The sequence below is a fragment of the Limnohabitans sp. 15K genome (genome assembly GCF_002778285.1).
In the GTDB taxonomy this organism is placed as follows: Bacteria; Pseudomonadota; Gammaproteobacteria; order Burkholderiales; family Burkholderiaceae_C; genus Limnohabitans_A.
In genome coordinates this window covers 207938-229394 of sequence record NZ_NESM01000002.1, presented here as the reverse complement: position 1 = coordinate 229394, position 21457 = coordinate 207938, and the positions used below count along the sequence as shown (strand labels likewise).

The window sequence follows — 21457 nt, the reverse complement described above, 5'->3', positions numbered from 1 at the left end:
AATTTAGTGTTTTTATCACCCACAAAGGCAGGTCTTGTGGGTTTGCGCTTCAAAGACTCGTATGAATTCCCAATGTTTTAAAAACGTGTTTTCCAAACGCCTGGGCTGCCTCGTGGCAGTGGGTGAACACGCCAGCATTCAAGGCAAAGCCAATGGGGCATCGATGGGGCGTTCGGTTGTGCTTTACGCCGCACAACTGACTGCGGCTTGTGTGTTGGTCAGCATGGCTTGGGCTGGCCCAGCAGGTTCCGTGTCGGCGGTCGCATTGCCTTCGGGCGGCCAACTTGCCCAAGGTGTGGCCACCGTTCAGCAAGCCGGTGCGGTGATGAACATCCACCAGTCCACCAGCAAAGCCGTGATGAACTGGAACAGCTTTGACATTGGCACAGGCGCCAAAGTCAACATCGTGCAGCCCGGCGCAGACGCCGTCATGCTCAACCGCGTGAGCAGCGCCAACCCCAGCCAAATTTTGGGTCAGCTGAATGCCAATGGCCAGGTCGTCTTGGTCAACCCCAACGGCATCTTGTTTGGCAAAGACGGCAGCGTGAATGCCAGCAGCTTCACGGCATCAACCTTAGGAATCAACGACGCCAACTTCATGGCGGGCAACCACCAGTTTGAGCGCAATGGCAGTACAGCGAGTGTTGTAAACCAGGGCAGCATCAAAACCAACGGTGGCTATGTGGCGCTGCTGGGTGCGAGCGTGAGCAATGAAGGCAGCATCCAAACGCAAGGCGGCGCGGCTTATTTGGCCGCAGCAGAGACGGTGAGGATTCCAATCAGCGGCAGCGGCCGCATTAAACTCGAATTGAGCCCCAGCCGCATCAACGCGGCAGTGGCCAATGCCAAAGGCGGCACCATCGTGACCGAAGGCGGTCAGGTTTACATGCAGGCCGCAGTACTCAACAGCGCAGTGGCCAGCATCATTCAAAGCGGCAGCATCGACACCACGGGCGAGCAGGGCGGGGCGGTGCACTTGCTGGCTGACGGCGGGCAGATCAAGGTGGATGGCAGCATCACCGCCAACAGTGCTGGCCATGACAGCCAAGGCCAGTTGCGCAATGGCGGTGATATTGTTATTGGGCGAGATGAGGCCACGGGCGCATTGGCAAGGATCACCGATGTCCGCGGTGCCAAGCTTCAGAGCCAAGGTGGATTTGTAGAAACATCGGGCCATGAATTGACGGTCGATGCTGCAATGGTAACGGCTTCGGTTTGGCTACTTGACCCAGACAACATCGACATCACCGGCGATGCAGTTGCAGCCACTGCGGGCTATTCCAAGATCAAAGCCTCTGATATCGGAACGGCCTTGAATGCCGGCACTAGCGTGACCGTGGCCACTACCGCAGCCAATCAAGTCAATCAACCGATCTACAAAGATACAGCTGGTACAGGCCCAGGTTCAGCAGTTACTGGCGACGGCAACATTTTGGTCAATGCCGCCATTGTCAAATCGGGTGCCAACAACGCCAGCTTGACTCTTACAGCAGACAACGGCGTCACCATCAACCAACGCATCGGTAAAGCCAGTGGCGACAACACATCCACGGGCAAGCTTGACGTGACCATGACTGCGTCTGGCAATGCCGCGACGGTCACCAACCGAAGCGGCCTAACGCTCAACAGCGTAATCGATGCCGGCGATGGCAACGTGACCCTCACGGGCACCAACAGCAACACCACCGGCGGCAGCCGTGGTGTTAACTTTAACAATGGATCAGGTATTACCGCTAACACCATCACGGTCACAGGCACTGCCACTGGCGCTGCCGAATGGAATCAAGGCGTGCTCTTTGCTGGCACCAGCAGCTTTAAGTCGACAGGCAGTAGCGTCATCAGCGGCATCAGCAGCAGCACGGCCGGTGCGATCAATTCCGCAGTCGTCTTTAACGATGGCTCTAACGTCACATTGGATGCAGGCGCCGGCAGCTTGACGGTGCAAGGCACACACACCGTGAACGGTTATGGCGGTATCCGCTTTGGCACCTATGGCGGCAGCTCCACGAACCCCAGCTTGACGACCAAAGGCATCGTCACCTTGGGCACTCAAGACTCGAGCAATGCCAGTTTGAATGCTGGCTTCATGCTTCGAGGTGGTTTGATCACCGCGGACACAGGCAGCCTAACCATCAAAGGGCAGGCAACAGGTACAGGTATTAACTTGTATGACGGTTACGGCACTATCAAATCTAATGGAGGTGCCATTACTCTAAACGGCGTGGCCACCACCAGCGGCCATGGCGTTTACTTCAATAGCAACCAAGTCGGCACATTGAACAGCGGCGGTGATGTCACCATCATTGGCTCTGGACAAGGTGGCAACCAAGGCGTTCAATTCAACGGCGGCAATGTGCGCGTTTACGGCAACAACGTCACCATCAATGGCACAGCCAACACCGCCAGCGGCCAAACGGGCTACGGCTTTTACAGCACCATTGGTCCAGGCTCTGGGAACACCATCACCGCTGCTGGCAATCTGTCAATTACTGGAGCGCTCAATGGCGCGGGCAGTGGAACGGCCGTCTTCCACACCTCCACCAACTGGCAAAACCTGGTCAATGCCTACACCGCAGGGGGCCGCCTGAGCATAACGGGCACCAACAACGCATCTGCTTCCAATGCCGGCGCCACCATCACCATGGCCGGTGTGCAGGCCAGAGCAGTTGGCGACCTTACCATCAGCGCCACCACCAACAACGCTGCAACCGAGGCAATTTCTGTTTTCTCAAACAGTTATCTTTCAGGTGGCGCTGCCCCTGGCTACCAAGGCGGTGCGTCCTCGTTTGTTTCTACAGGCGGCAACACCATCCTCAAGAGCAATCAGGGCTCGATCTTCATTCAAGACGGCGTTCCCAACTCGGTGACCTCGACTGCCATCACGGGCAAGAACGTGATCATTGACAACACGGGCGGTACGTTCACAGGTGGGGTGTTTGCTGCAGGCAGTGGTACGTCTACATCAACCACTCGTGCGGGTGTTCAAATCAGCGATAGTTTGGCCGCTAATGATCTTTATTTGGCCAGTAATGCAACGAGGCGCACCATCACAGCGAGTGACGCCGCCGGCCAGATCGTTTTGAGCGGTAAGAGCACCGGAAGTGCCTCGGGCTACTCAGTAGGGGTAAGAATTGCCAGCACTACAAGCTATGTGGCACCGACGACAAACCTTCTGGGGACGAGCACAGCCAGCGTTGGTGTCTACAACACAGCGGCCATCACAACCTCCAAAGACTTGAACATCACCGGCGTTTCAACTTCACAGAGTAATACTCAAGGGGGGGTAACTCTTAATGCTTCGATCACAACTGGATCGACAGGCAAGGTTGACATCACATCAACAGATACAGCAGGCGGTAGCAACTGGGCTTACAACCAAAACGCTGGTGTCAACATCAATGCAGGTTCGGGTGGCGTCACCATCAACGCGACGGGTTCTGGGTCCAACTCTGCCTTGAATATTCTTGGCAACATCACCACCACAGGTGCGGTTAGCCTGACTGGCAATGCTGGTACTGGTGGAGGTAACGGTATCTATACCAGCGGAACCATTGGTATTTCTGGAACATCATTGACGATGAATGGCATCGGTGGCACAACAGGCGGAGTTGGTGCATTCCTGAACTCTGGCACTACCTTCACAGCGTCAACAGGGGATGTGTCCATCACCGCCAGCAAGCCGTCTTCCACTTCTACTGCAGCTATCAACTTAGCTGGAACCATCAATGGTGTTTCCACCAAATCCATCAACCTAACAGGTGGTCTAACAGGTGCTGGCAGCATTGTGACCAATGGCGCGGCAGTCATCCTCAACAACGCTATGTCGGCGTTAGACGATTACGCAGGTGCGATCTCGGGTACTGGCAGTTTGATTCATCAGACGGGCAAGCAAACAATTAGTGGAACCAATACCTATAGCGGCTCAACTTCAATAAATGGCGGCACTTTGCAAGTCGGAAATGGAGGTGCAACAGGCACCTTAGGTAGCACAACTGGCGTTACTTTGACAAACAATGCCAACCTGACGTTTAACAAAACCGTCAACACAAGCATAGACACAGCAATCAGTGGCAATGGGAATGTCACGGCCACTGTTACAGGTGACTTGTCACTGGCAAGCACCATTGCATTGACGGGAACGAATACCATAAATCTAACATCTTCTGGCGCCATCACTGAGACGGCTGGCAGTTTGGCTGCAACGAATCTTTACCTGACCGCCACAAACGGCGGTATCGGAGCAGTGGGCAACCGTATTCAAAGCGATGTCAGCACCTTGTATGTCAGTGCCGGCGGTAACGTGTTTGTGACCGAAGCCAACTCTGTCACTTTTGCAGGCCGAACCACGGCAGGCAATGGCAATATCGATGTGACCACCACAAACGGAACGCTCACGGTCAATGCCGTGAACAGCGTCGGCGGCATCACAGCGCACGGCACAGGCAACATCATCCTCACAGGAAATGCGCCCACAGGGCATGGCATCAGCATCACCAACAACATCACCGCCACCAATGGTGATGTGAATTTGACGGGGACCACGGCAAGTACCACGAACCCCAATGCAGGTGTTTATTCTCAAAGCACAGTCGCAGCCAAGAACATCACCATGGTGGCCAGTGCTACGAGCACCACAGGCGCTGTATTGGGCTATTACGGTGCAGGCGGTGTGTTCAATGCTTCGCAACAATTGAGTCTGACCGGCACAAGCAACTCGGGCGCGAATGGTCTTTACTCCTACACCGGTAGTTACCTCTCTGGCACAGGGATGACATTGGTAGGTTCCTCGAGTTCGGGTCAGGGAGTCGGGTTTGACGCAGGCGTGACTGTCACCAACACGACTTCTGGCGGTATCAACGTGACCGGCACCGCCACAGATTCGACCAAGCAAGCCATTGGCATGCAAGGCTTGGCCATGACCAATGGTGGTGGCAATGTGTCCATCACGGCCAGCAATGGACATATTTTTTCGGGTGTCGGAAACCCTCTTTGGGGTGGCGTACAAACCAACACCATCGTCAACAACGGCACGGGTGATGTACAAGTGGTTGCCGGCAATGGCAGCGCGACCAACAGCGGCTCCATCAACGGATCTGTTTTTACCATCACCCAAAATGGCAATGCAGGCGTTTTGGTCAGTACATCGGGCACAGGCAATGTCACTTCGCCCAAAATCATCAATGCTGGCACGGGTGACATCGTGGTTGCCGCAGGCAGCCTCATCGCGGCCGGCACTGAAACCGGTGGCCAGATCTTGACGGTTGCCGGCAATACGTTGACGCAAACCAATGGAACGCCTGGCAAAACCTATGTGTATTCGGGTGCGCCCAGCACTACAGGTGTGTTGAGTAACTTGAGTACAGGCTTTAACAACCTTTATTACCAAGGCACCAGCGCAGCCTTGAATGCAGGCTTTGGCCAGGGCTTTGACGCTAACCATGCCAACGACATGTTAGTGCCCGGCGGCGGAAGTGCCAGCGGGACGCAGGTGTTTTTCCGCACGGCGACCAAGCCAAGTTTCAGCATGACGCTGTCGAACAACAACAAGGCTTATGGCGCGACGGATCCAGTGGGCTACGCCACCACCAGTGGTGCAACACTGACCAATGCCGTTGCAGGTGTGGGCGGCAACAATACTTTTGCAGTGACCTCGGCAGATGTTCTAGCGGGCCTGACCGGTGGCCGTGCAGCTGGTGAAAACGTGGGCAGTTACGCCTACAGTCTGAGTACAGGCACCTTCAACACCACATTGACAGCGCAGCCCAACTTGGTGATTGGCCGTCGTGACATCACGCTGGCCACTTTGGTAGCGTCCAACAAGGTGTATGACGGATCGACGCTGGCGACCATCACCAGCGGTACTTTCGGTAACCTGTTCAACGGAGAGACTTTGCTCATCAGCGGCCAAGGGCTCTTTGGCACCAAAGATGTGGCCAATGGCAAAACGGTGACCGTGGCCGATGTGTCCACCTTGACCAAAGCCAATGGCACGGGCAATTGGAACAACTACAACCTGACCACCACGTCCAAAACGACGACGGCCAACATCACCAAAGCGATGTTGACAGCAACAGCCATAGACGATGCTCGGTTTGTGACGCAAGCTGATCCGGCCAATTTTTTAGGTGCTCGGTTCAGCGGATTCAAGTTGGGGGATACCGAGGCCGTTGTGGATACGAGTGGCGTAACCGTTACGCGGACCAACGCGGTCAATGACATAGCCCAAGGCACTTATTCGGGTGTTTTGGTGCCAATAGGTGCTGCTGCCACCAATTACGACTTTACTTACGTCAACGGCAATTACACAATTCTCCCGGCAAGACAATTGTTGGTCAGAACAACGAGCCAAAGTGTGGTTTATGGTGCCTCTCCAACCTTTGCGACGACTGCGGCCTACCTAGACGGAAACGGCGTCACGATCAACAACTTGACGCGCACTGGCACCAACAACAATTACACCTTCAACGATGGTGCGGGTACATCGGTGACCATGACGCTCAAACCCTACAACGGTAGCGCTGTGGCGACACTGAGCACTTCGGGCAACACGGTGGTGGGTAGCTACAACGTCAAAGATTTAGCCTACACCCAGACAGGGACTAATTTCTTGGGTACGCCTGTTTTTGTGGGCACGCTGTCTGTCACCCCTAAAGAAATCACCCCCAACGCAACGGGCGTGAGCAAGGTGTATGACGCAACCACCTCAATTGCCAATGTGGTGGTGGGCATGACAGGGAAAATCACCAATGACCGGGTCACCATCGGCGGCACTGGCGCCTTCAGCCAATCCACAGTGGGCACCAATTTGGGTTATTCCGTAACAGGCGTTAGCCTGAGTTCAACCGATGCCGGTAACTATTTCCTCGCGAACGGGGTGAACAGCTTTTCTGGTACGGACGGTGCGATTACGCGTGCGGCCCTGGTGGCGACTGCGAACAGCAGGACCACGACTTTCAATGGTGCTGCGCAATCGGTCACAGGTTTTACCGTCGCAGGGCTTTTGGGTAGCGATTCGGAAGCTGGTTTGGTGGGCATCAGTGCATCTGGCGCAACCGGCACCAACGTGGGCACCTATGCCAACACCATGACGGTGGCGAATCAAACCAACTACACCGTCACAGGTGTTAACGGTGCATTGACCATTGACCCGGCGCCGATTTTGGCGACCGACATTTCAGCGGCTTTGCGGGGCACGGTCTCTAAGGTATATGACGGCACGACGGCTGCGACATTGACTTCAGCCAATTACCTTTTGACCGGTTGGTTGGGTACTGACGGTGCCACCGTGAGCAAGACCTCAGGCGCATACAACAACGCCAACGTGGGCGTGGGTAAAACTGTGACAGTGAGTTTGAGCAACAGCGATTACCAAGCCACGGGTGCAACGAATCTGTCCAATTACAGCTTACCCAGCTCAGTGAGTGGGAATGTGGGCGTCATCACCAAAAAAGATGTGACATTGACGGGCTTTACGGCTGCTAACAAAGTCTACGACGGCAATACCTTGGCGACCATCACGGCCAGCAACATTTTGACGGGTGTGGGGTTCGAGACCTTGTCAGTACGCGGTACAGCGAATTTCTCTGACAAAAATGTGGGTGTCTCCAAGCTGGTGTCCATCAGCGATTCTTCTGCTTTGGTCAAGGTCGATGGAACCGGTCAATGGACCAACTACAACTTGCTCAACAGCACGGCCACCACGACGGCGAATATCACGCCCAAGTTCTTGCAAGCAAGTGGATTGGTGGCCGACAAGGTGTACGACGGCACTGCCCAGGCCACCCTTGCCGGCTCGGCAGGTGTGGGCGTGGTGACGGGCGATACGGTTTTCTTGCAAGCGGGCAGTGCGCTTTTTGCAGACAAGCAAGTGAGCCGCGATGCCACTGGCCAAGTGGTGCCCAAAACGGTCACCGTTTCAGGCTTGGCACTGGCCGGTGCAGAAGCTGGCAATTACGCGCTCAGCGCTGACAGTTTTCAAGCCCAGGCGAAAATTACGCCTCGACTCTTGGACCTTCAAGTCAGCGTCAATGACAAACCCTATGACGGCACGACAACTGCAACGGCTCGCGCAGCTGCCAGCAATTTGATTGCGGGTGACGCTGTGCAATGGGACTTGGGCGCAGGCTTTTTTGCCAGCAAAGACGTGAGTCGCAATGCACTGGGCCAGCCTTTGGCGCAACAGGTGAAATTTGACAATTTACAGATGACAGGCCTTGATTCCGGCAACTACAGCCTGCCTTTCACTTCGGTTCATACGTCTGCTTTCATCACACCCAAGGTGCTGACCCTGGTGGGATCTTCGGTTGCCAACAAGAATGTGGATGGCAACACCGATGCCACTGTCACACTCGGGGCGGTGCAGGGACTGGTGGGTGCGGAGCAATTGGCAGTCAGCGTATCTGGCAGATTCCAAACGGCGACACCTGGCGGCAACAAACCGGTGGATGTGAAGTACAGCTGGTCAGACGGGGCCAATGGCGGCAAGGCCTCGAACTATGCCTTGCCCGATGGTGTGTTGTTGGGACGTATTTTGTCCCCGCAGAACGATGCCATCAAACCCATCGTGCCACCTTTGAAACCCGTTTCGGGTGGCGGCAGTGTGACGATTGTGGCGGCACAGCCGGCTGTGGCTTCTAACTTTCCAGCATCATTGCCATCGCCACAAGCTGAGTTGGTTTGCACGGTGACCGATTTAGAGCCCTGTGATTGTGAAAAAACGGTGCTGGACGGTTTGGATATTTGCCTGGTTCCCAGAAATACGCAGGCCTCACGAGGCAATGCGGGGACTTCTGAAAATGGATTCACAAACCGCAAATAACAAAAAGGGCCGTTTGAAGATGGGGTCAATGTGCCATTCAGGTGAGATGCCGAGCGCGAGTTGATGTGTTGTCATTTTTTAAATAAAAGGAATTAGAATTAATCTCTAATTGTTTTGTTAATGAATGGCATGCCCAGACTCGGTATTGACTGCAAGCGATTTGCTTTTTTGAAAGCCATACCTCTGGGCTTGATCGGCTTGTTGGGTGCTTTGGTGTTGTCATGGAGTGGCCACTTGATGGCACAAACCACCGACCCCTTGCTCGATTTCTCGCCCGTCATGCCCCCACAAGGTGAGAAAAACAAGCTGCCCCAGCCGGTGGTGTCTTGGCTGGTTCGGCCCGATGCGGCTCAGTATTGCGAGCAAGTGAAAGACCAAGACGGCTTTGGCGTGTGGCAAGAGGGCTGTGCTTATTGGTCTAAATCCAAACCCAGTTGCACCATTGTCACCACGGGCAAAACCACGCATTCGCAGATGGGTCATTTGTTCATTTTGTGCATGCGTGCGGGCGAAGACACATGAAAAGGGTGGTTTGGCTGTGGCTAGGTTTGTGGAGCCTTCACGCGATGGGGTACAGCCAAAGCCCATCGCCAACCACGTCTCAAGCCCCAAGCCTTGACCTCAACGACATGCCCGATACCGCCATCGTGCGGAGATTCAGACCGCCCTTGGTCGATCGTGTGCGCTTTGAGCCCTTGCCGCCGGAGCAGCGTCTGATCCATGAACCCAAAGTCAAAGTCTTGGCCCGCAAGGACGGCTACGACTTTTGCTCACGCATCACCGGCATCCCGGTCGGGCCCAATTCGCGGCCCATGGCCTGTGCGTATTGGAACGTGAAGCGAGGCGAGTGTACGGTGGTGACGCCCGAAGTCACCGGCTACAACTACTTGGGGCATGAACTGCGGCATTGCTTTGAGGGGGCTTTTCATGACTGATCAGCCCCTGTTCTGGTCTCGCCGCCGCTGGCTTCAGGGGCTGATGGCTTTGTCCGCAGTGATTGGCGTGCAAGCGCAGGACAAACCCAAAATGCGCGTGGGCTTTATTTCGCGGTACCAGCCTTACAGTTTTGCCCAGCCAGATGGGGCGCCTACCGGCTTTGATGTAGAGGTGGTGCGTGCCTTGTTGGTATCGCTCGGATTTGAGCTGGAGCCTGTGATGGACACCTTTGTTCAGTTGCGGCAAAAGCTCAAGGCGGGTGACATTGCCTTCATTGGCAACCAGCTGCTACTGACCCCCGAAAATCGCCGTCATTTTGATTTTGTGAAGTCTTACGCCACGATTCAATTGGTGACTGTGTTGCACGAAGACGATGATCGCGACTTGATGAGTCTGGATGACTTCTTGGGTAAGAGGCTGGGGGTATTGGCCAACACAGGTGTTGAAGAACAAGCCCGAGGCGCAGTGGGTAAGTCCGTTCAGTCGTTTGAGCGGATTGAAGACGCCCTGCGTGCCTTGGCCGATAAAAAACTCGATGCCGTGCTCGAAGAAAACCTGATCGCCGAGTATTTCATTGACAAGGCGGGCTTGCCACTCAAAGTGGGCGTGCCCTTCGCCGCCCCAATTCGCGTGGGTTTGGCGGTGCCCAAAGGACAGAAGGACATCGAGCAAAAACTGTCCACGGGTGTTCAAACCCTGGTGAAAGAACCCACTTTCAGGGCCATTTCGACGCGTTGGTTTGGGTACGACGTGAGTCGGCCCAGGGTTTCGCATGCTTCCAATGGCTAAGTAGCCCACGCATTCGGGAGTGCTTATTTGGTTGGTCGACGAGCGCGGTCGTTAAGATCGGCGAATGTCGTCAACAGCACTTTCCCATCAGCCTTTATTGCCTAAAGATGCTCAAAGCATTTTGAATTTGGCCGCCAAGTCTTTGTTTGATGTCTTTGCAAATGCCAGCGAGGGCATGTTGTTGGTCGATCGATCAGGCTGTGTGGTTTGGATCAATGACCAGTACCGCCGATACCTACCAGCCTTGGGTTTTGCCAGTGAGGCTGACTTTGTGGGGCAACCGGTGGCCTCGGTGGTCCAAAACACACAAATGCAACGCGTGTTGGAGACCGGAAAACCCATTTTGATCGACTTGCTCACCAACAAGGCGGGCACGTTTGTGGTGAGCCGTTTTCCTTTGCGCGACGATGCGGGGCAGGTGATCGGGGCATTGGGCGTGGTGTTGTTTGACCAGCCGCAATCGAATTTGCAGCCGTTTTTGGCGAAGTTTTCCTTGATGCAGCGTGAGTTGGATGAAGCGCGTGACGCTTTGGCTGTCCAGCGTCGCTCGGGCGTTGGGCTGCGCCAGGCTCGGCACAGTTTTGCCAGCTTCATTGGTTCGAGCGCAGTCGTGGTCGATCTCAAGCGCCAAGCGCGCAGGGCCGCCCAGTCCAGCAGTCCGGTTCTTTTGCTGGGTGAGACGGGCACAGGCAAAGAGTTGTTGGCCCATGCCATCCATGCTTCCTCACCCCGAGCCAAAGGCCCGCTGGTGAGCGTGAACATTGCGGCGGTGCCCGAGACTTTGCTCGAAGCCGAGTTTTTTGGGGTGGCACCAGGCGCTTATACCGGTGCAGACCGCAAGGGGCGAGACGGCAAATTCAAACTCGCCGATGGCGGCACCTTGTTTCTGGACGAAATCGGTGACATGCCCTTGGGTTTGCAAGCCAAGCTGTTGCGCGCATTGCAAGAGGGCGAAATGGAGCCCCTGGGTTCTAACCGTTTGGTTCCGTTTGATGCCCGCATCATCGCCGCCACCTCGCGAGACTTGGTCAAGCTGGTGCAGTCGGGCCAATTCAGGGAGGACTTGTTTTACCGCCTGAATGTCTTGCCCCTGCGTTTGCCCCCTTTGCGTGAGCGGGCATCTGATGTTCCGGCACTGATCGAGGTGCTGGCCGAAGACCTGGCCTTGCGCAGCGATTTGCCGCAACCCGAATTCAGCCCGCAAGCGGTGGCCTTGTTGTCAGCGCAATACTGGCGCGGCAATGTGCGTGAGTTGCGCAACGTTTTAGAGCAATTGCTGCTGCGCAGTGACACGGGCATGGTGGATGTGTCCGAAGTGGAGTTGGTTTTGCGCGAGTCTGGCTTGAGTCAAATTTCACCGGCCCCTGCGACACGTCAGTCCCTCTTGCCTGTGATGGCCCAAGATGCGAATGCCTGGTTGGCACCCCTCTCTGAACAGGTGGAGGCCTTGGAGCGTTTGGCCGTGGCCAAAGCATTGGAGGTCACCCAAGGCAACAAGGTGGCTGCCGCCAAAATGCTGGGCGTTTCGCGTGCGAAGCTTTATCTTCGTTTGCCGTGATGTGTATTTATTTTGATCATGTGTATTTTTATTGATCAATAGAGTTGTATTTTAAAAATACAGTTCTGCAGTCTCTGATCTGACTGATTGGAAATATCCAGTATTGACAAGGGTTTAGGATGGGGGTGGTGCTGGATGTTTCTGGCACGGCTTGTGCAAACATTTTGTGTGACAAGCGCATGACCATTCCAACAGGAGACCCCTATGTTCCGTCGACACCTCATCTCTTTGGCCGCCTTGGCGGTTGCATCTTCCTTGGCCCCCGCCGCCATGTCCCAGGGCAAAGACATCAAAATCGCCCACATCTACAGCAAGACCGGCCCCCTGGAGGCCTACGGCAAGCAGACCCAAACCGGTTTGATGATGGGTTTGAGCTACGCCACAGGTGGCACCATGGAAGTGGCTGGCCGCAAGATTGTGGTGATTGAGAAAGACGACCAAGGCAAGCCCGACCTGGGCAAAAACCTGCTGGCCGCTGCTTATGGCGACGACAAAGTGGACCTGGCCGTGGGTCCCACCGCATCGCCTGTGGCCTTGGCCATGCTGCCTGTGGCTGAAGAGTACAAAAAAATTCTGCTGGTCGAGCCCGCCGTGGCCGACTCGATCACCGGTGACAAATGGAACAAATACATTTTCCGCACCGGCCGCAACAGCAGCCAGGACGCGATTGCCAACGCTGTGGCGGTGGACAAAGAGGGCGTGAGCATCGTCACCATGGCCCAAGACTCGGCTTTTGGCCGTGACGGCGTGAAGGCCTTCAAGGAAGCGTTGAAAAAATCCAAGCTGGTGCACGAAGAGTACCTGCCGCCCGCCACCACCGACTTCACCGCCGGTGCACAGCGCATGATCGACAAGCTCAAAGGTCAGCCCGGTCGCAAGATCATCTTCATCATCTGGGCCGGTGGTAACCCCTTCAAGATCGCCGACATGGACTTGAAGCGCTACGGCATCGAGATCGCCACGGGCGGCAACATCCTGCCCGCCATGGTGGCCTACAAGCAGTTCCCCGGCATGGAAGGTGCGGCCTACTATTACTTTGGCATGCCCAAAAACCCGGTGAACGACGCCATGGTGTCGATGCACTACACCCAGTTCAAGACGCCGCCAGACTTTTTCACCGCAGGCGGCTTCTCATCGGCCATGGCCTTGGTGACGGCACTGAAAAAGACCAATGGCGACACCAGCGCCAACAAGCTGATCGGCGCCATGGAAGGCATGAGCTTTGACACGCCCAAGGGCAAGATGACCTTCCGCAAGGAAGACCACCAGGCCATGCAGAGCATGTACCACTTCAAGATCAAGGTCGATCCGGCTTTTGCCTGGGGCGTGCCCGAGCTGATCCGCGAGATCAAGCCCGAAGAAATGAACGTGCCGATTCGCAATAAGCGTTGATCGGTTTCTTGGTGTGGGAGCCCCGCCCTCGGGGCGATTTTTGTTCTGCGAGTGCCTCATCGCGGCGAGGGCGCCGCTCCTACTTGCTTGCTGGTGGATGGAATGCTTGAAACCCAAAACTTGACTGTGCGGTTTGGCGGTCATGTGGCGGTCAATGCGGTCTCGTGCCGCTTTGAACCCGGCACGCTGACCGCCATCGTCGGCCCCAATGGGGCAGGCAAGACCACTTACTTCAACCTGATCTCGGGGCAGTTGCCTGTGACCGAGGGCACGGTGCACCTGAACGGGCGCGAGCTGACGGGCCTGAGTGCTTCGGCGCGCACCCGCGCAGGCTTGGGCCGGGCGTTTCAGCTGACCAATCTGTTTCCGAACCTGTCGGTGTTGGAGAACGTGCGCTTGGCTGTGCAGGCCACGAAGGAGGGCGCACACCGCCGGGGTCTGAACTTGTGGAGCATCTGGAGCGACCACGCGGCTTTGACGAACCGCGCTTTGGAAATTCTGCAATCCGTGTCGATGACCGCGCAGCAAGATGCCCCGGTGGCCAGCTTGCCGCACAGTGACCAACGCAAGCTCGAAGTGGCGCTGTTGATGGCGCTGGAGCCCTTGGTCTATATGTTTGACGAGCCCACCGCAGGCATGAGCCACGACGAAGCGCCGGTGATCCTCGATTTGATTCGCGAGCTGAAAAAAGACAAGAGCAAAACCATCTTGCTGGTCGAGCACAAGATGGATGTGGTGCGCGAGTTGGCCGACCGCATCATCGTGCTGCACAACGGGGCTTTGGTGGCCGATGGCGAGCCGAACGAGGTGATCGCATCGCCCATCGTGCAAGAGGCATACCTCGGCAAAGCCAAGGTGGCCGCATGAACCAAGCCAACATGAACACAAATTTGCTGACCCTCGAAGGCGTACACACGCACATCGGGGCGTACCACATCCTGCACGGGGTGGATCTGGTCGTGCCGCGCGGCGAGCTGACCATGCTGCTGGGCCGCAACGGCGCTGGCAAGAGCACCACGCTGCGCACCATCATGGGCCTGTGGCAAGCCTCGCAAGGGCGCATCACTTTTGGCGGTGAAGACATCACCGCACTCAACACGCCCGCCATTGCGCAAAAAAACATCGCTTATGTGCCGGAAAACATGGGCATCTTCTCTGACCTGACGGTGAAAGAAAATATGTTGCTGGCCGCTCGCAACGCCCAAAACGCGGCGCAGATGGACGAGGCGCGTTTGCAGTGGATTTTCAAACTCTTCCCTGCGGTGGAGAAGTTCTGGAACCACCCGGCGGGCAAATTGTCTGGCGGGCAAAAGCAGATGCTGGCCGTCTCGCGGGCCATTGTGGAGCCGCGTGATTTGCTGATCATCGACGAGCCCAGCAAGGGCCTGGCCCCGGCCATCATCCAGAACATGATCGAGGCCTTTCAGCAACTCAAAGCCAGCGGCGTGACGATCTTGCTGGTGGAACAAAACATCCATTTCGCTCAGCAACTGGGCGACACCGTGGCCGTGATGGACAACGGCCGCGTGGTGCACGCGGGCCGCATGCAGGCGCTGGCCGAAGACACGGCTTTGCAGCAATCCTTGTTGGGACTGGCTTTATGAAATTCCTGCAAGACATCGATACCCGGCCTTTGCTGCTGGTGCCTGTGTTGGCGCTGTTGGCTTGGCCCTTGATCGGCTCGGGCTCGACCTGGCTCACGCTGACCGTGGCAGGGTTGGCCATGGGCATGATCATCTTCATCATGGCCTCGGGCCTGACGCTGGTGTTTGGCCTGATGGACGTGCTGAACTTTGGCCATGGCCTGTTCATCGCGCTGGGCGCGTTTGTGGCCACCAGCGTGTTGGGCGCCATGGGCGACTGGACCGGCTCGGGCGATTGGTGGCGCAACATGGTGGCGGTGTTGCCCGCCATGTTGATTGCGATGGCCGTGGCCGCTGCCGTGGGCTTGGCTTTTGAGCGCTTCATCGTGCGGCCTGTGTATGGCCAGCACCTCAAGCAAATCCTCATCACCATGGGCGGCATGATCATTGGCGAGGAACTCATCAAGGTCATCTGGGGGCCGCTGCAGATTGCCTTGCCTTTGCCCGAAGCCATGCGCGGCGCCGTGCTCTGGGGCGATGCGGCCATCGAGAAATACCGCCTGCTGGCGGTGGCCGTGGGCCTGGCCGTGTTTGCCGCGCAAATGTGGGTGCTGGGCCGCACCAAGATCGGCTTGCTCATCCGCGCGGGTGTGCAAGACCGCGAGATGGTCGAGTCGCTGGGCTACCGCATCCGCCGCCTGTTTGTGGGTGTGTTTGTGGTAGGCAGCGCGCTGGCCGGGCTGGGCGGTGTCATGTGGGGCCTGTACCAGCAAAACGTGGTGCCGCAGATGGGCGCGCAGGTCAACGTGCTGATCTTCATCGTCATCATCATCGGCGGGCTGGGCTCGACCGGTGGGGCGCTGATCGGGGCCTTGCTGGTGGGCTTGATGGCGAACTACACCGGCTTTCTGGCTCCCAAGCTGGCGCTGTTTTCTAACATCGCGCTGATGGCGGGCATCCTGCTGTGGCGTCCCCAGGGTGTCTACCCCGTGGCCAATCGTTGAAAGTCCAGACATGTTCAACCGTTTGATTTCCAACGACCATCCGCGCAGCCGTTTGCTGGCCGCTTTGCTGGTCCTCACCTTGCTGGGTTTGGCTTTTGCACCGTTTTTGTTCCCGGGCGTCAAGGCCTTGTCGGTCGCGGCCAAGGTGCTGATTTTTGTGGTGCTGGTGGCGGGCTTTGACCTGCTGCTGGGTTACACCGGCATCGTGAGCTTTGCGCACACCCTGTTTTTTGGCATCGGGGCCTATGGCATCGCCATCTCGTCCAACACTTGGGGGCCCACCTGGGGCGCTTTGGCGGCGGGTTTTGCTTTGTCGCTGGGCCTCACGCTGGTGCTGTCCTTGGCCATTGGTCTGTTTTCGTTGCGTGTGCGGGCGATCTTTTTTGCCATGATCACGCTGGCCGTGGCGGCGGCCTTTCAAACCTTGGCGTCTCAGCTGTCCGATTTCACGGGCGGTGAAGATGGTCTGAGCTTCAAGCTGCCCGAGCTGCTGCTGCCCAGCACTGAGTTCGGCGAAGAGCCATTCCTCGGCGTGTCGCTGGATGGGCGTCTGCTTTGTTACTACCTGTTGTTTGTGCTGGCTGTGGGGATGCTCTTGTCGCTCTTGCGCATCGTCAACTCGCCCTTTGGTCGCGTGCTGCAAGCCATCCGTGAAAACGAGTTCCGCGCCGAGGCCATTGGCTACCGCGTGGTGGTGTACCGCACGCTGTCGAGCGTGTTGTCTGCGCTTTACGCTTGTGTGGCCGGAGCCATGCTGGCGCTTTGGCTGCGCTACAACGGGCCAGACACCTCGCTGAGCTTTGAAATCATGATGGATGTGCTGCTGATTGTGGTCATTGGCGGCATGGGCACCATCTATGGCGCAGCCATTGGCTCGGTGCTGTTTTTGTTGGCGCAGAGTTATTTGCAGGACCTGCTGCGCTTGGCGAGCGAGGCCACGGCTGCCGTGCCTTTGCTGTCGTCACTGCTCTCGCCTGACCGCTGGCTGCTCTGGCTGGGTTTGCTGTTTGTGCTGTCGGTCTATTACTTTCCGACAGGGGTGGTGGGGCGCTTGCGCACGCGTGCCGCGCTGCGGGCAATGGCTTCGACGAAACAGGCTTGAGGTGGACATGACTTTCACATCCAACTACGTCCGCTGCGCCGGGCTTGAAATCCATTACACCGACTGGGGCAAGGCCGACAAAGGCACTGTGATCGCCTGGCACGGGCTGGCCCGCACTGGACGCGACATGGACGAGTTGGCCGCGCACCTGAGCGCACAGGGCTACCGGGTCATCTGCCCCGACACGGTGGGCCGTGGCCTGTCGCAATGGAGCAGTGCCCCTGAGCAGGAGTATTGCCTGGCCTTTTATGCGCGCATCGCCCGCGAGCTGATGGACGGCCTGCAGCTGCGTGCTGTGCATTGGGTGGGCACGTCCATGGGCGGCGCGATCGGCACGCTGTGCGCGGCGGGTTTGGTCGAGCCGACATTGAAGCACCGCATCTTGAGCCTCACGCTCAACGACAACGCGCCCGAACTGGCGCAAACGGCCATCGACCGCATCAAGGCCTATGCGGGTACGCCCCCGGCCTTTGCCACGGTGACCGAACTCGAAGCCTTTTTGCGCCAGGTCTACAAACCTTATGGGTGGCTGAGCGATGCGCAATGGCGCCGCCTGACAGAGTCGTCTACCCGCCGTTTGCCAGACGGACGCGTGACGCCGCACTACGACCCGGCCATGGTGACGCAGTTCACAGCGCACCCCAACGATTACCTGATCTGGTCGCATTACGACGCCGTTCAGGTGCCGGTGCTGCTGCTGCGCGGGGTGGAGTCTGACCTGGTGTTACCTGATACTGCGGCCGAAATGCGCCGCCGTGGGCCAGGGGCCCGTGGTTTGCTCAAGCACATCGAAGTGCCGGGCTGCGGTCACGCGCCAGCGCTCAATGTGCTGCAGCAACTGGAATGGGTGACGGACTTTTTGAGTGAAGTCTGAGTTTCGGCAAATCATCGCAAGCAGGGGCTCGCTCCAACAAATAACCTGATCAGGTTTTGGAGCCGTGCGCCAAAGCCCGCGCCCGGCTGGCGGCCAGCGCCGCTGCATCGGGCGCTGACAAGTCCCAGCCCTGCATGTGCCCCAGGCTGATGTCGGCCAATGCCTCGATCCACTGTGTGTGGTTGTTCAGGCAGGAGATGTAGCTGAAGCTTTCGCCGCCCGCGTGCAAAAACGCTTCTTGCGCCTCTTGCTGGATTTCTTCCAGTGTTTCCAGGCAGTCACCGGTGAAGCCGGGGCAGATTACATCGACCTTTTTGACGCCTTGCTGCGCCATGGCGATCAGCGTGGGCTCGGTGTAGGGCTCGAGCCACTTGGCTTTGCCAAAGCGCGACTGGAAAGTCAGTTTGTATTGGTCTTTGGAAAGGCCCAGCGCTTCGGCCAGCAGGCGGCCGGTTTTCATGCACTCGCAGTGGTAGGGGTCGCCCAGATGCAGGGTGCGCTCGGGCACGCCGTGAAAACTCATGAGCAGTTGTTCGGCTTGGCCGTTGGCAGCCCAGTGCTCGCGCACCGTTTGCGCCAGCGCAGCGATGTAGCGCGGGTCGTCGTGGTAACGGTTGACAAAGCGCATCTCTGGGATGAGCCGGGTTTTCAGGCCCCATTGGTACACCGCATCGAACACACTGGCCGTGGTGGTGCCGCTGTATTGTGGGTAGGCGGGCACAATCAGAACCCGCTGCACGCCTTCGGCCTTGAGTGCTTGCAGTTGCTCAGGGATGGAGGGCTGGCCGTAACGCATGGCGTAGCGCACCGTCACGCTGTGGCCACGCTCTTGCAAGGCCGTGCCCAGCGATAGGGCTTGTTGTTCGGTGAAGACTTTGAGCGGCGAGCCGCCCTCGGTCCAGATGCTGGCGTATTTGGCGGCCGATTTTTTGGGGCGAACGCGCAAAATGATGCCGTGAAGGATCAGCAACCAGATGGGTTTGGGGATCTCGACCACGCGGCTGTCGCCCAAAAACTCGGCCAAGTACTTGCGAAGCGCTGGTGCCGTGGGCGCGCTGGGGGTGCCCAGGTTGCAATACAAGACGGCCGTTTTGGCGGCCTGACCGTGCTGAAAGGAGGGTTCTTTGTTGAATGCCATGTGCGGTATTCTCCCTCACATGCTTGACCTTTCCCGCGTTCGCGCCATTACCCTCGATCTGGACGATACCTTGTGGCCCGTCTGGCCCACCATCCACCGCGCAGAACAAGTGCTGATCGATTGGCTGACCGCGCATGCCCCGCGTACGGCAGCACTTTCAGCCGATGTGGCGCACAGACAAGCCGTGCGTGCCGAAATCAATGCGCGCCATGCCGATCGGGCGCACGACATGTCGTTTTTGCGCCTTCAGTCGATTCGCGCCCTGTTGCAGCAAGCCGGTGACCCGGTGCATTTGGCCGAGCCCGCTTTTGAGGCCTTTTTTGCCGAGCGCCAGCGGGTGGTTTTGTTCGAGGATGCTTTGCCCGCGCTGCGTTTTTGGAGCCAACGCTACCCGGTGGTGGCCTTGTCGAATGGTAACGCCGATGTGCACCGCGTGGGCATTGGTGAGCACTTTCAGGCCAGTGTGAGTGCTCAATCGCTGGGTGTGGCCAAACCAGATCTGGGTATCTTTGTGGCCGGTGCGGCCGCTGCTGGGGTGCAAGTCCATGAGGTGCTGCACATTGGCGACGATGCGCACGCCGACTGCGTGGGCGCTTTGGCCGCAGGCATGCAGGTGGCTTGGCTCAACCGAGAGGGCCACGACTGGACCCACGGCGACACCCGCCCGCACCTGGAGGTGCGAGACTTGCATGCGCTGTGCGCCAGCTGGCCTGACTACCAACGCTGAGGAGACCAACATGACTTTGAAGATTTACGGCATTGGCCCATCCCGCGCCGTGCGCCCCATCTGGACGGCACTGGAGCTGGGCGTGCCGTTTGAGCTTGTGTCGACGCATTACGCGGGTGGGGCGACTCGAACCCCTGAGTTTTTGGCGATCAACCCCAATGGCCATATCCCGGTCCTGATCGACGAGCGGCCCGAAGGCGCGGTCACGGTTTGGGAGAGCATGGCCTGTGCCCTCTACATTGCCCGCGTTCACGGGAAAGCCGATGGCCAAACGATTGCGCCCGCCACGCCCCGCGAAGAAGCCGAAGCCCTGCGATGGAGCTTTTGGACAGTCTCTGAGTTGGAGGCGGATGCGCTGACCGTGCTGATGCACCGCATGGCCATGCCCGAAGACCAGCGCAAGCCCGAGTTGGCCGACAAGGCCGAAGGCCGCTTGAAGGTGCCCTTGGCTGTGCTGGAAAAACACTTGCAAGCGCAAAACGCCAAAGGCGAGGCTTACTTGGCGGCCAACCGTTTCACCGTAGCCGATGTGTGTGTGGCCAGCGTGGCCAGCTGGGTGCGTCCATCCGCTGCGCTGTTGGTGCAATACCCGGCTGTAGAAGCTTGGGTGAAGTTGTGCGTGGAGCGTCCTGCTCAAACGCAAGCGCGGGCGATGAAGTGATTAAAACCGCCCCAGCGCCTGCATCTTCCACGCCAGCCACAGCTTGCGCAGCGGCGTGAGCGCGATGCGCTGGTGCAGCACCTGAAAACCTGAAGCCTCGATCTCTCGCAGCAGGGTGCGGTAGATGCTGGCCATCATGAGGCCAGGTTTTTGGGCGCGTCGGTCGGCCGCTGGCAGCAGGGCCAGGGCTTCGTCGTACAGGGCGTGGGCGCGTTCGGTCTGGAACTTCATCAGCGCGGTGAAGTTGTCCGAATAGGTGCGTTGCATCAAGTCTTGCGCCTTGACGCCAAAGCGTTGTTGCTCGTCCAGCGGCAAGTAGATGCGACCACGCATGGCGTCTTCGCCCACGTCGCGGATGATGTTGGTCATCTGAAAGGCCAGGCCCAGCTTGTGGGCGTAGGTGGTGGTGGCCTCGTCGGTCTGGCCAAAGATGCGGGCGGCGACTTCGCCCACCACGCCCGCCACCAGGTGGCAGTATTTGGACAGGCCCGCAAAGTCCAGATAACGGGTCTGGTTCAGGTCCATCTGGCAGCCTTCGATCACGGCCATCAGGTGGCGGCTTTTGATGCCGAAGGCGGGGGCCAAGGGCATGAGGGCATGCATCACGGGGTGGCTGGGCTGGCCTGCGTAGGCTTGTTGCACTTCTTTTTGCCACCAGGCGAGTTTGGTGGCAGCCACACCGGAGTCACTGATTTCGTCCACCACGTCGTCCACCTCGCGACAAAACGCATAAAAGGCGGTGATGGCCGCACGCCGCTCAGGAGGCAAAAACAAAAAGGCGTAATAAAAACTGCTGCCCGAGGCGGCGGCTTTTTGTTGGACGTAGTCTTGCGGGCTCATGGGCTGGGATTCTCGCAGCTAAATAAGAGGTTGAA

Annotated in this window: 15 protein-coding genes; 13 read left to right on the top strand and 2 right to left on the bottom strand. The window is 57.7% G+C overall.

Annotated elements, in window-relative coordinates; genetic code table 11:
- The first annotated feature begins 61 nt into the window (after window positions 1-61).
- The 11 genes from B9Z40_RS09885 to B9Z40_RS09835 all read left to right on the top strand — a co-directional run bounded on the left by B9Z40_RS09885 (window position 62) and on the right by B9Z40_RS09835 (window position 18056).
- Window positions 62-8818 carry a YDG domain-containing protein gene (locus B9Z40_RS09885; RefSeq protein WP_100173186.1) on the top strand — a complete coding sequence of 2919 codons (8757 nt, stop codon included), beginning with the start codon at window positions 62-64 and terminating at the stop codon, window positions 8816-8818.
- A gap of 129 nt (window positions 8819-8947) precedes the next feature.
- Entirely contained in the window at window positions 8948-9340 is a 393-nt protein-coding gene (locus B9Z40_RS09880) for a hypothetical protein (RefSeq protein WP_143473949.1), read from the top strand.
- A gap of 107 nt (window positions 9341-9447) precedes the next feature.
- The gene (locus B9Z40_RS09875) at window positions 9448-9753 is read left to right on the top strand and encodes a hypothetical protein (protein ID WP_143473948.1); all 306 of its coding nucleotides are present in this window, start codon (window positions 9448-9450) and stop codon (window positions 9751-9753) included.
- Window positions 9746-10543 carry a transporter substrate-binding domain-containing protein gene (locus B9Z40_RS09870; RefSeq protein ID WP_158238075.1) on the top strand — a complete coding sequence of 266 codons (798 nt, stop codon included), beginning with the start codon at window positions 9746-9748 and terminating at the stop codon, window positions 10541-10543. The genes B9Z40_RS09875 and B9Z40_RS09870 overlap by 8 nt, the downstream gene beginning before the upstream one ends.
- Window positions 10544-10607: 64 nt before the next feature.
- On the top strand, window positions 10608-12101 hold the full coding sequence (locus B9Z40_RS09865; RefSeq protein ID WP_100173182.1) for a sigma-54-dependent Fis family transcriptional regulator: 1494 nt from the start codon (window positions 10608-10610) through the stop codon (window positions 12099-12101).
- Window positions 12102-12305: 204 nt separating this feature from the next.
- Complete coding sequence (locus B9Z40_RS09860; protein WP_100173181.1) at window positions 12306-13493, top strand: substrate-binding domain-containing protein; 1188 nt, start codon at window positions 12306-12308, stop codon at window positions 13491-13493.
- A gap of 102 nt (window positions 13494-13595) precedes the next feature.
- Entirely contained in the window at window positions 13596-14360 is a 765-nt protein-coding gene (locus B9Z40_RS09855) for an ABC transporter ATP-binding protein (protein ID WP_100173180.1), read from the top strand.
- Window positions 14357-15097 carry an ABC transporter ATP-binding protein gene (locus B9Z40_RS09850; protein WP_369823439.1) on the top strand — a complete coding sequence of 247 codons (741 nt, stop codon included), beginning with the start codon at window positions 14357-14359 and terminating at the stop codon, window positions 15095-15097. Before B9Z40_RS09855 ends, B9Z40_RS09850 begins: the two co-directional genes overlap by 4 nt.
- Window positions 15094-16080: a branched-chain amino acid ABC transporter permease gene (locus B9Z40_RS09845; protein WP_100173179.1), complete on the top strand. Its 987-nt coding sequence runs from the start codon at window positions 15094-15096 to the stop codon at window positions 16078-16080. The genes B9Z40_RS09850 and B9Z40_RS09845 overlap by 4 nt, the downstream gene beginning before the upstream one ends.
- 10 nt (window positions 16081-16090) lie before the next feature.
- Window positions 16091-17182 carry a branched-chain amino acid ABC transporter permease gene (locus B9Z40_RS09840; RefSeq protein ID WP_100173178.1) on the top strand — a complete coding sequence of 364 codons (1092 nt, stop codon included), beginning with the start codon at window positions 16091-16093 and terminating at the stop codon, window positions 17180-17182.
- Between the two features lie 7 nt (window positions 17183-17189).
- Complete coding sequence (locus B9Z40_RS09835; RefSeq protein ID WP_100173443.1) at window positions 17190-18056, top strand: alpha/beta fold hydrolase; 867 nt, start codon at window positions 17190-17192, stop codon at window positions 18054-18056.
- Between the two features lie 49 nt (window positions 18057-18105).
- Here B9Z40_RS09835 and hemH read toward each other — a convergent pair whose 3' ends face one another.
- A complete protein-coding gene (gene hemH, locus B9Z40_RS09830; protein ID WP_100173177.1) occupies window positions 18106-19194 on the bottom strand; it encodes a ferrochelatase in 1089 nt (362 codons plus the stop codon).
- A 19-nt stretch (window positions 19195-19213) separates the two neighbouring features.
- On the opposite strand from hemH, the gene B9Z40_RS09825 reads away from it, so the two are divergent.
- Both B9Z40_RS09825 and B9Z40_RS09820 read left to right on the top strand, forming a co-directional pair.
- A complete protein-coding gene (locus B9Z40_RS09825) occupies window positions 19214-19921 on the top strand; it encodes an HAD family hydrolase (protein WP_100173176.1) in 708 nt (235 codons plus the stop codon).
- Between the two features lie 10 nt (window positions 19922-19931).
- The gene (locus B9Z40_RS09820; protein WP_100173442.1) at window positions 19932-20582 is read left to right on the top strand and encodes a glutathione S-transferase family protein; all 651 of its coding nucleotides are present in this window, start codon (window positions 19932-19934) and stop codon (window positions 20580-20582) included.
- Here B9Z40_RS09820 and hpnD read toward each other — a convergent pair whose 3' ends face one another.
- A complete protein-coding gene (hpnD, locus tag B9Z40_RS09815; RefSeq protein WP_100173175.1) occupies window positions 20583-21422 on the bottom strand; it encodes a presqualene diphosphate synthase HpnD in 840 nt (279 codons plus the stop codon).
- Window positions 21423-21457 lie beyond the last annotated feature (35 nt).

Coding starts and splice junctions, on each gene's coding strand:
- B9Z40_RS09875 (WP_143473948.1), top strand. CDS start 9,448: ATGCCCGATACCGCCATCGTGCGGAGATTCAGACCGCCCTTGGTCGAT.
- hpnD (WP_100173175.1), bottom strand. CDS start 21,422: ATGAGCCCGCAAGACTACGTCCAACAAAAAGCCGCCGCCTCGGGCAGC.
- B9Z40_RS09845 (WP_100173179.1), top strand. CDS start 15,094: ATGAAATTCCTGCAAGACATCGATACCCGGCCTTTGCTGCTGGTGCCT.
- B9Z40_RS09860 (WP_100173181.1), top strand. CDS start 12,306: ATGTTCCGTCGACACCTCATCTCTTTGGCCGCCTTGGCGGTTGCATCT.
- B9Z40_RS09850 (WP_369823439.1), top strand. CDS start 14,357: ATGAACCAAGCCAACATGAACACAAATTTGCTGACCCTCGAAGGCGTA.
- hemH (WP_100173177.1), bottom strand. CDS start 19,194: ATGGCATTCAACAAAGAACCCTCCTTTCAGCACGGTCAGGCCGCCAAA.
- B9Z40_RS09835 (WP_100173443.1), top strand. CDS start 17,190: ATGACTTTCACATCCAACTACGTCCGCTGCGCCGGGCTTGAAATCCAT.
- B9Z40_RS09825 (WP_100173176.1), top strand. CDS start 19,214: ATGCTTGACCTTTCCCGCGTTCGCGCCATTACCCTCGATCTGGACGAT.
- B9Z40_RS09820 (WP_100173442.1), top strand. CDS start 19,932: ATGACTTTGAAGATTTACGGCATTGGCCCATCCCGCGCCGTGCGCCCC.
- B9Z40_RS09855 (WP_100173180.1), top strand. CDS start 13,596: ATGCTTGAAACCCAAAACTTGACTGTGCGGTTTGGCGGTCATGTGGCG.
- B9Z40_RS09870 (WP_158238075.1), top strand. CDS start 9,746: ATGACTGATCAGCCCCTGTTCTGGTCTCGCCGCCGCTGGCTTCAGGGG.
- B9Z40_RS09885 (WP_100173186.1), top strand. CDS start 62: ATGAATTCCCAATGTTTTAAAAACGTGTTTTCCAAACGCCTGGGCTGC.
- B9Z40_RS09840 (WP_100173178.1), top strand. CDS start 16,091: ATGTTCAACCGTTTGATTTCCAACGACCATCCGCGCAGCCGTTTGCTG.
- B9Z40_RS09880 (WP_143473949.1), top strand. CDS start 8,948: ATGCCCAGACTCGGTATTGACTGCAAGCGATTTGCTTTTTTGAAAGCC.
- B9Z40_RS09865 (WP_100173182.1), top strand. CDS start 10,608: ATGTCGTCAACAGCACTTTCCCATCAGCCTTTATTGCCTAAAGATGCT.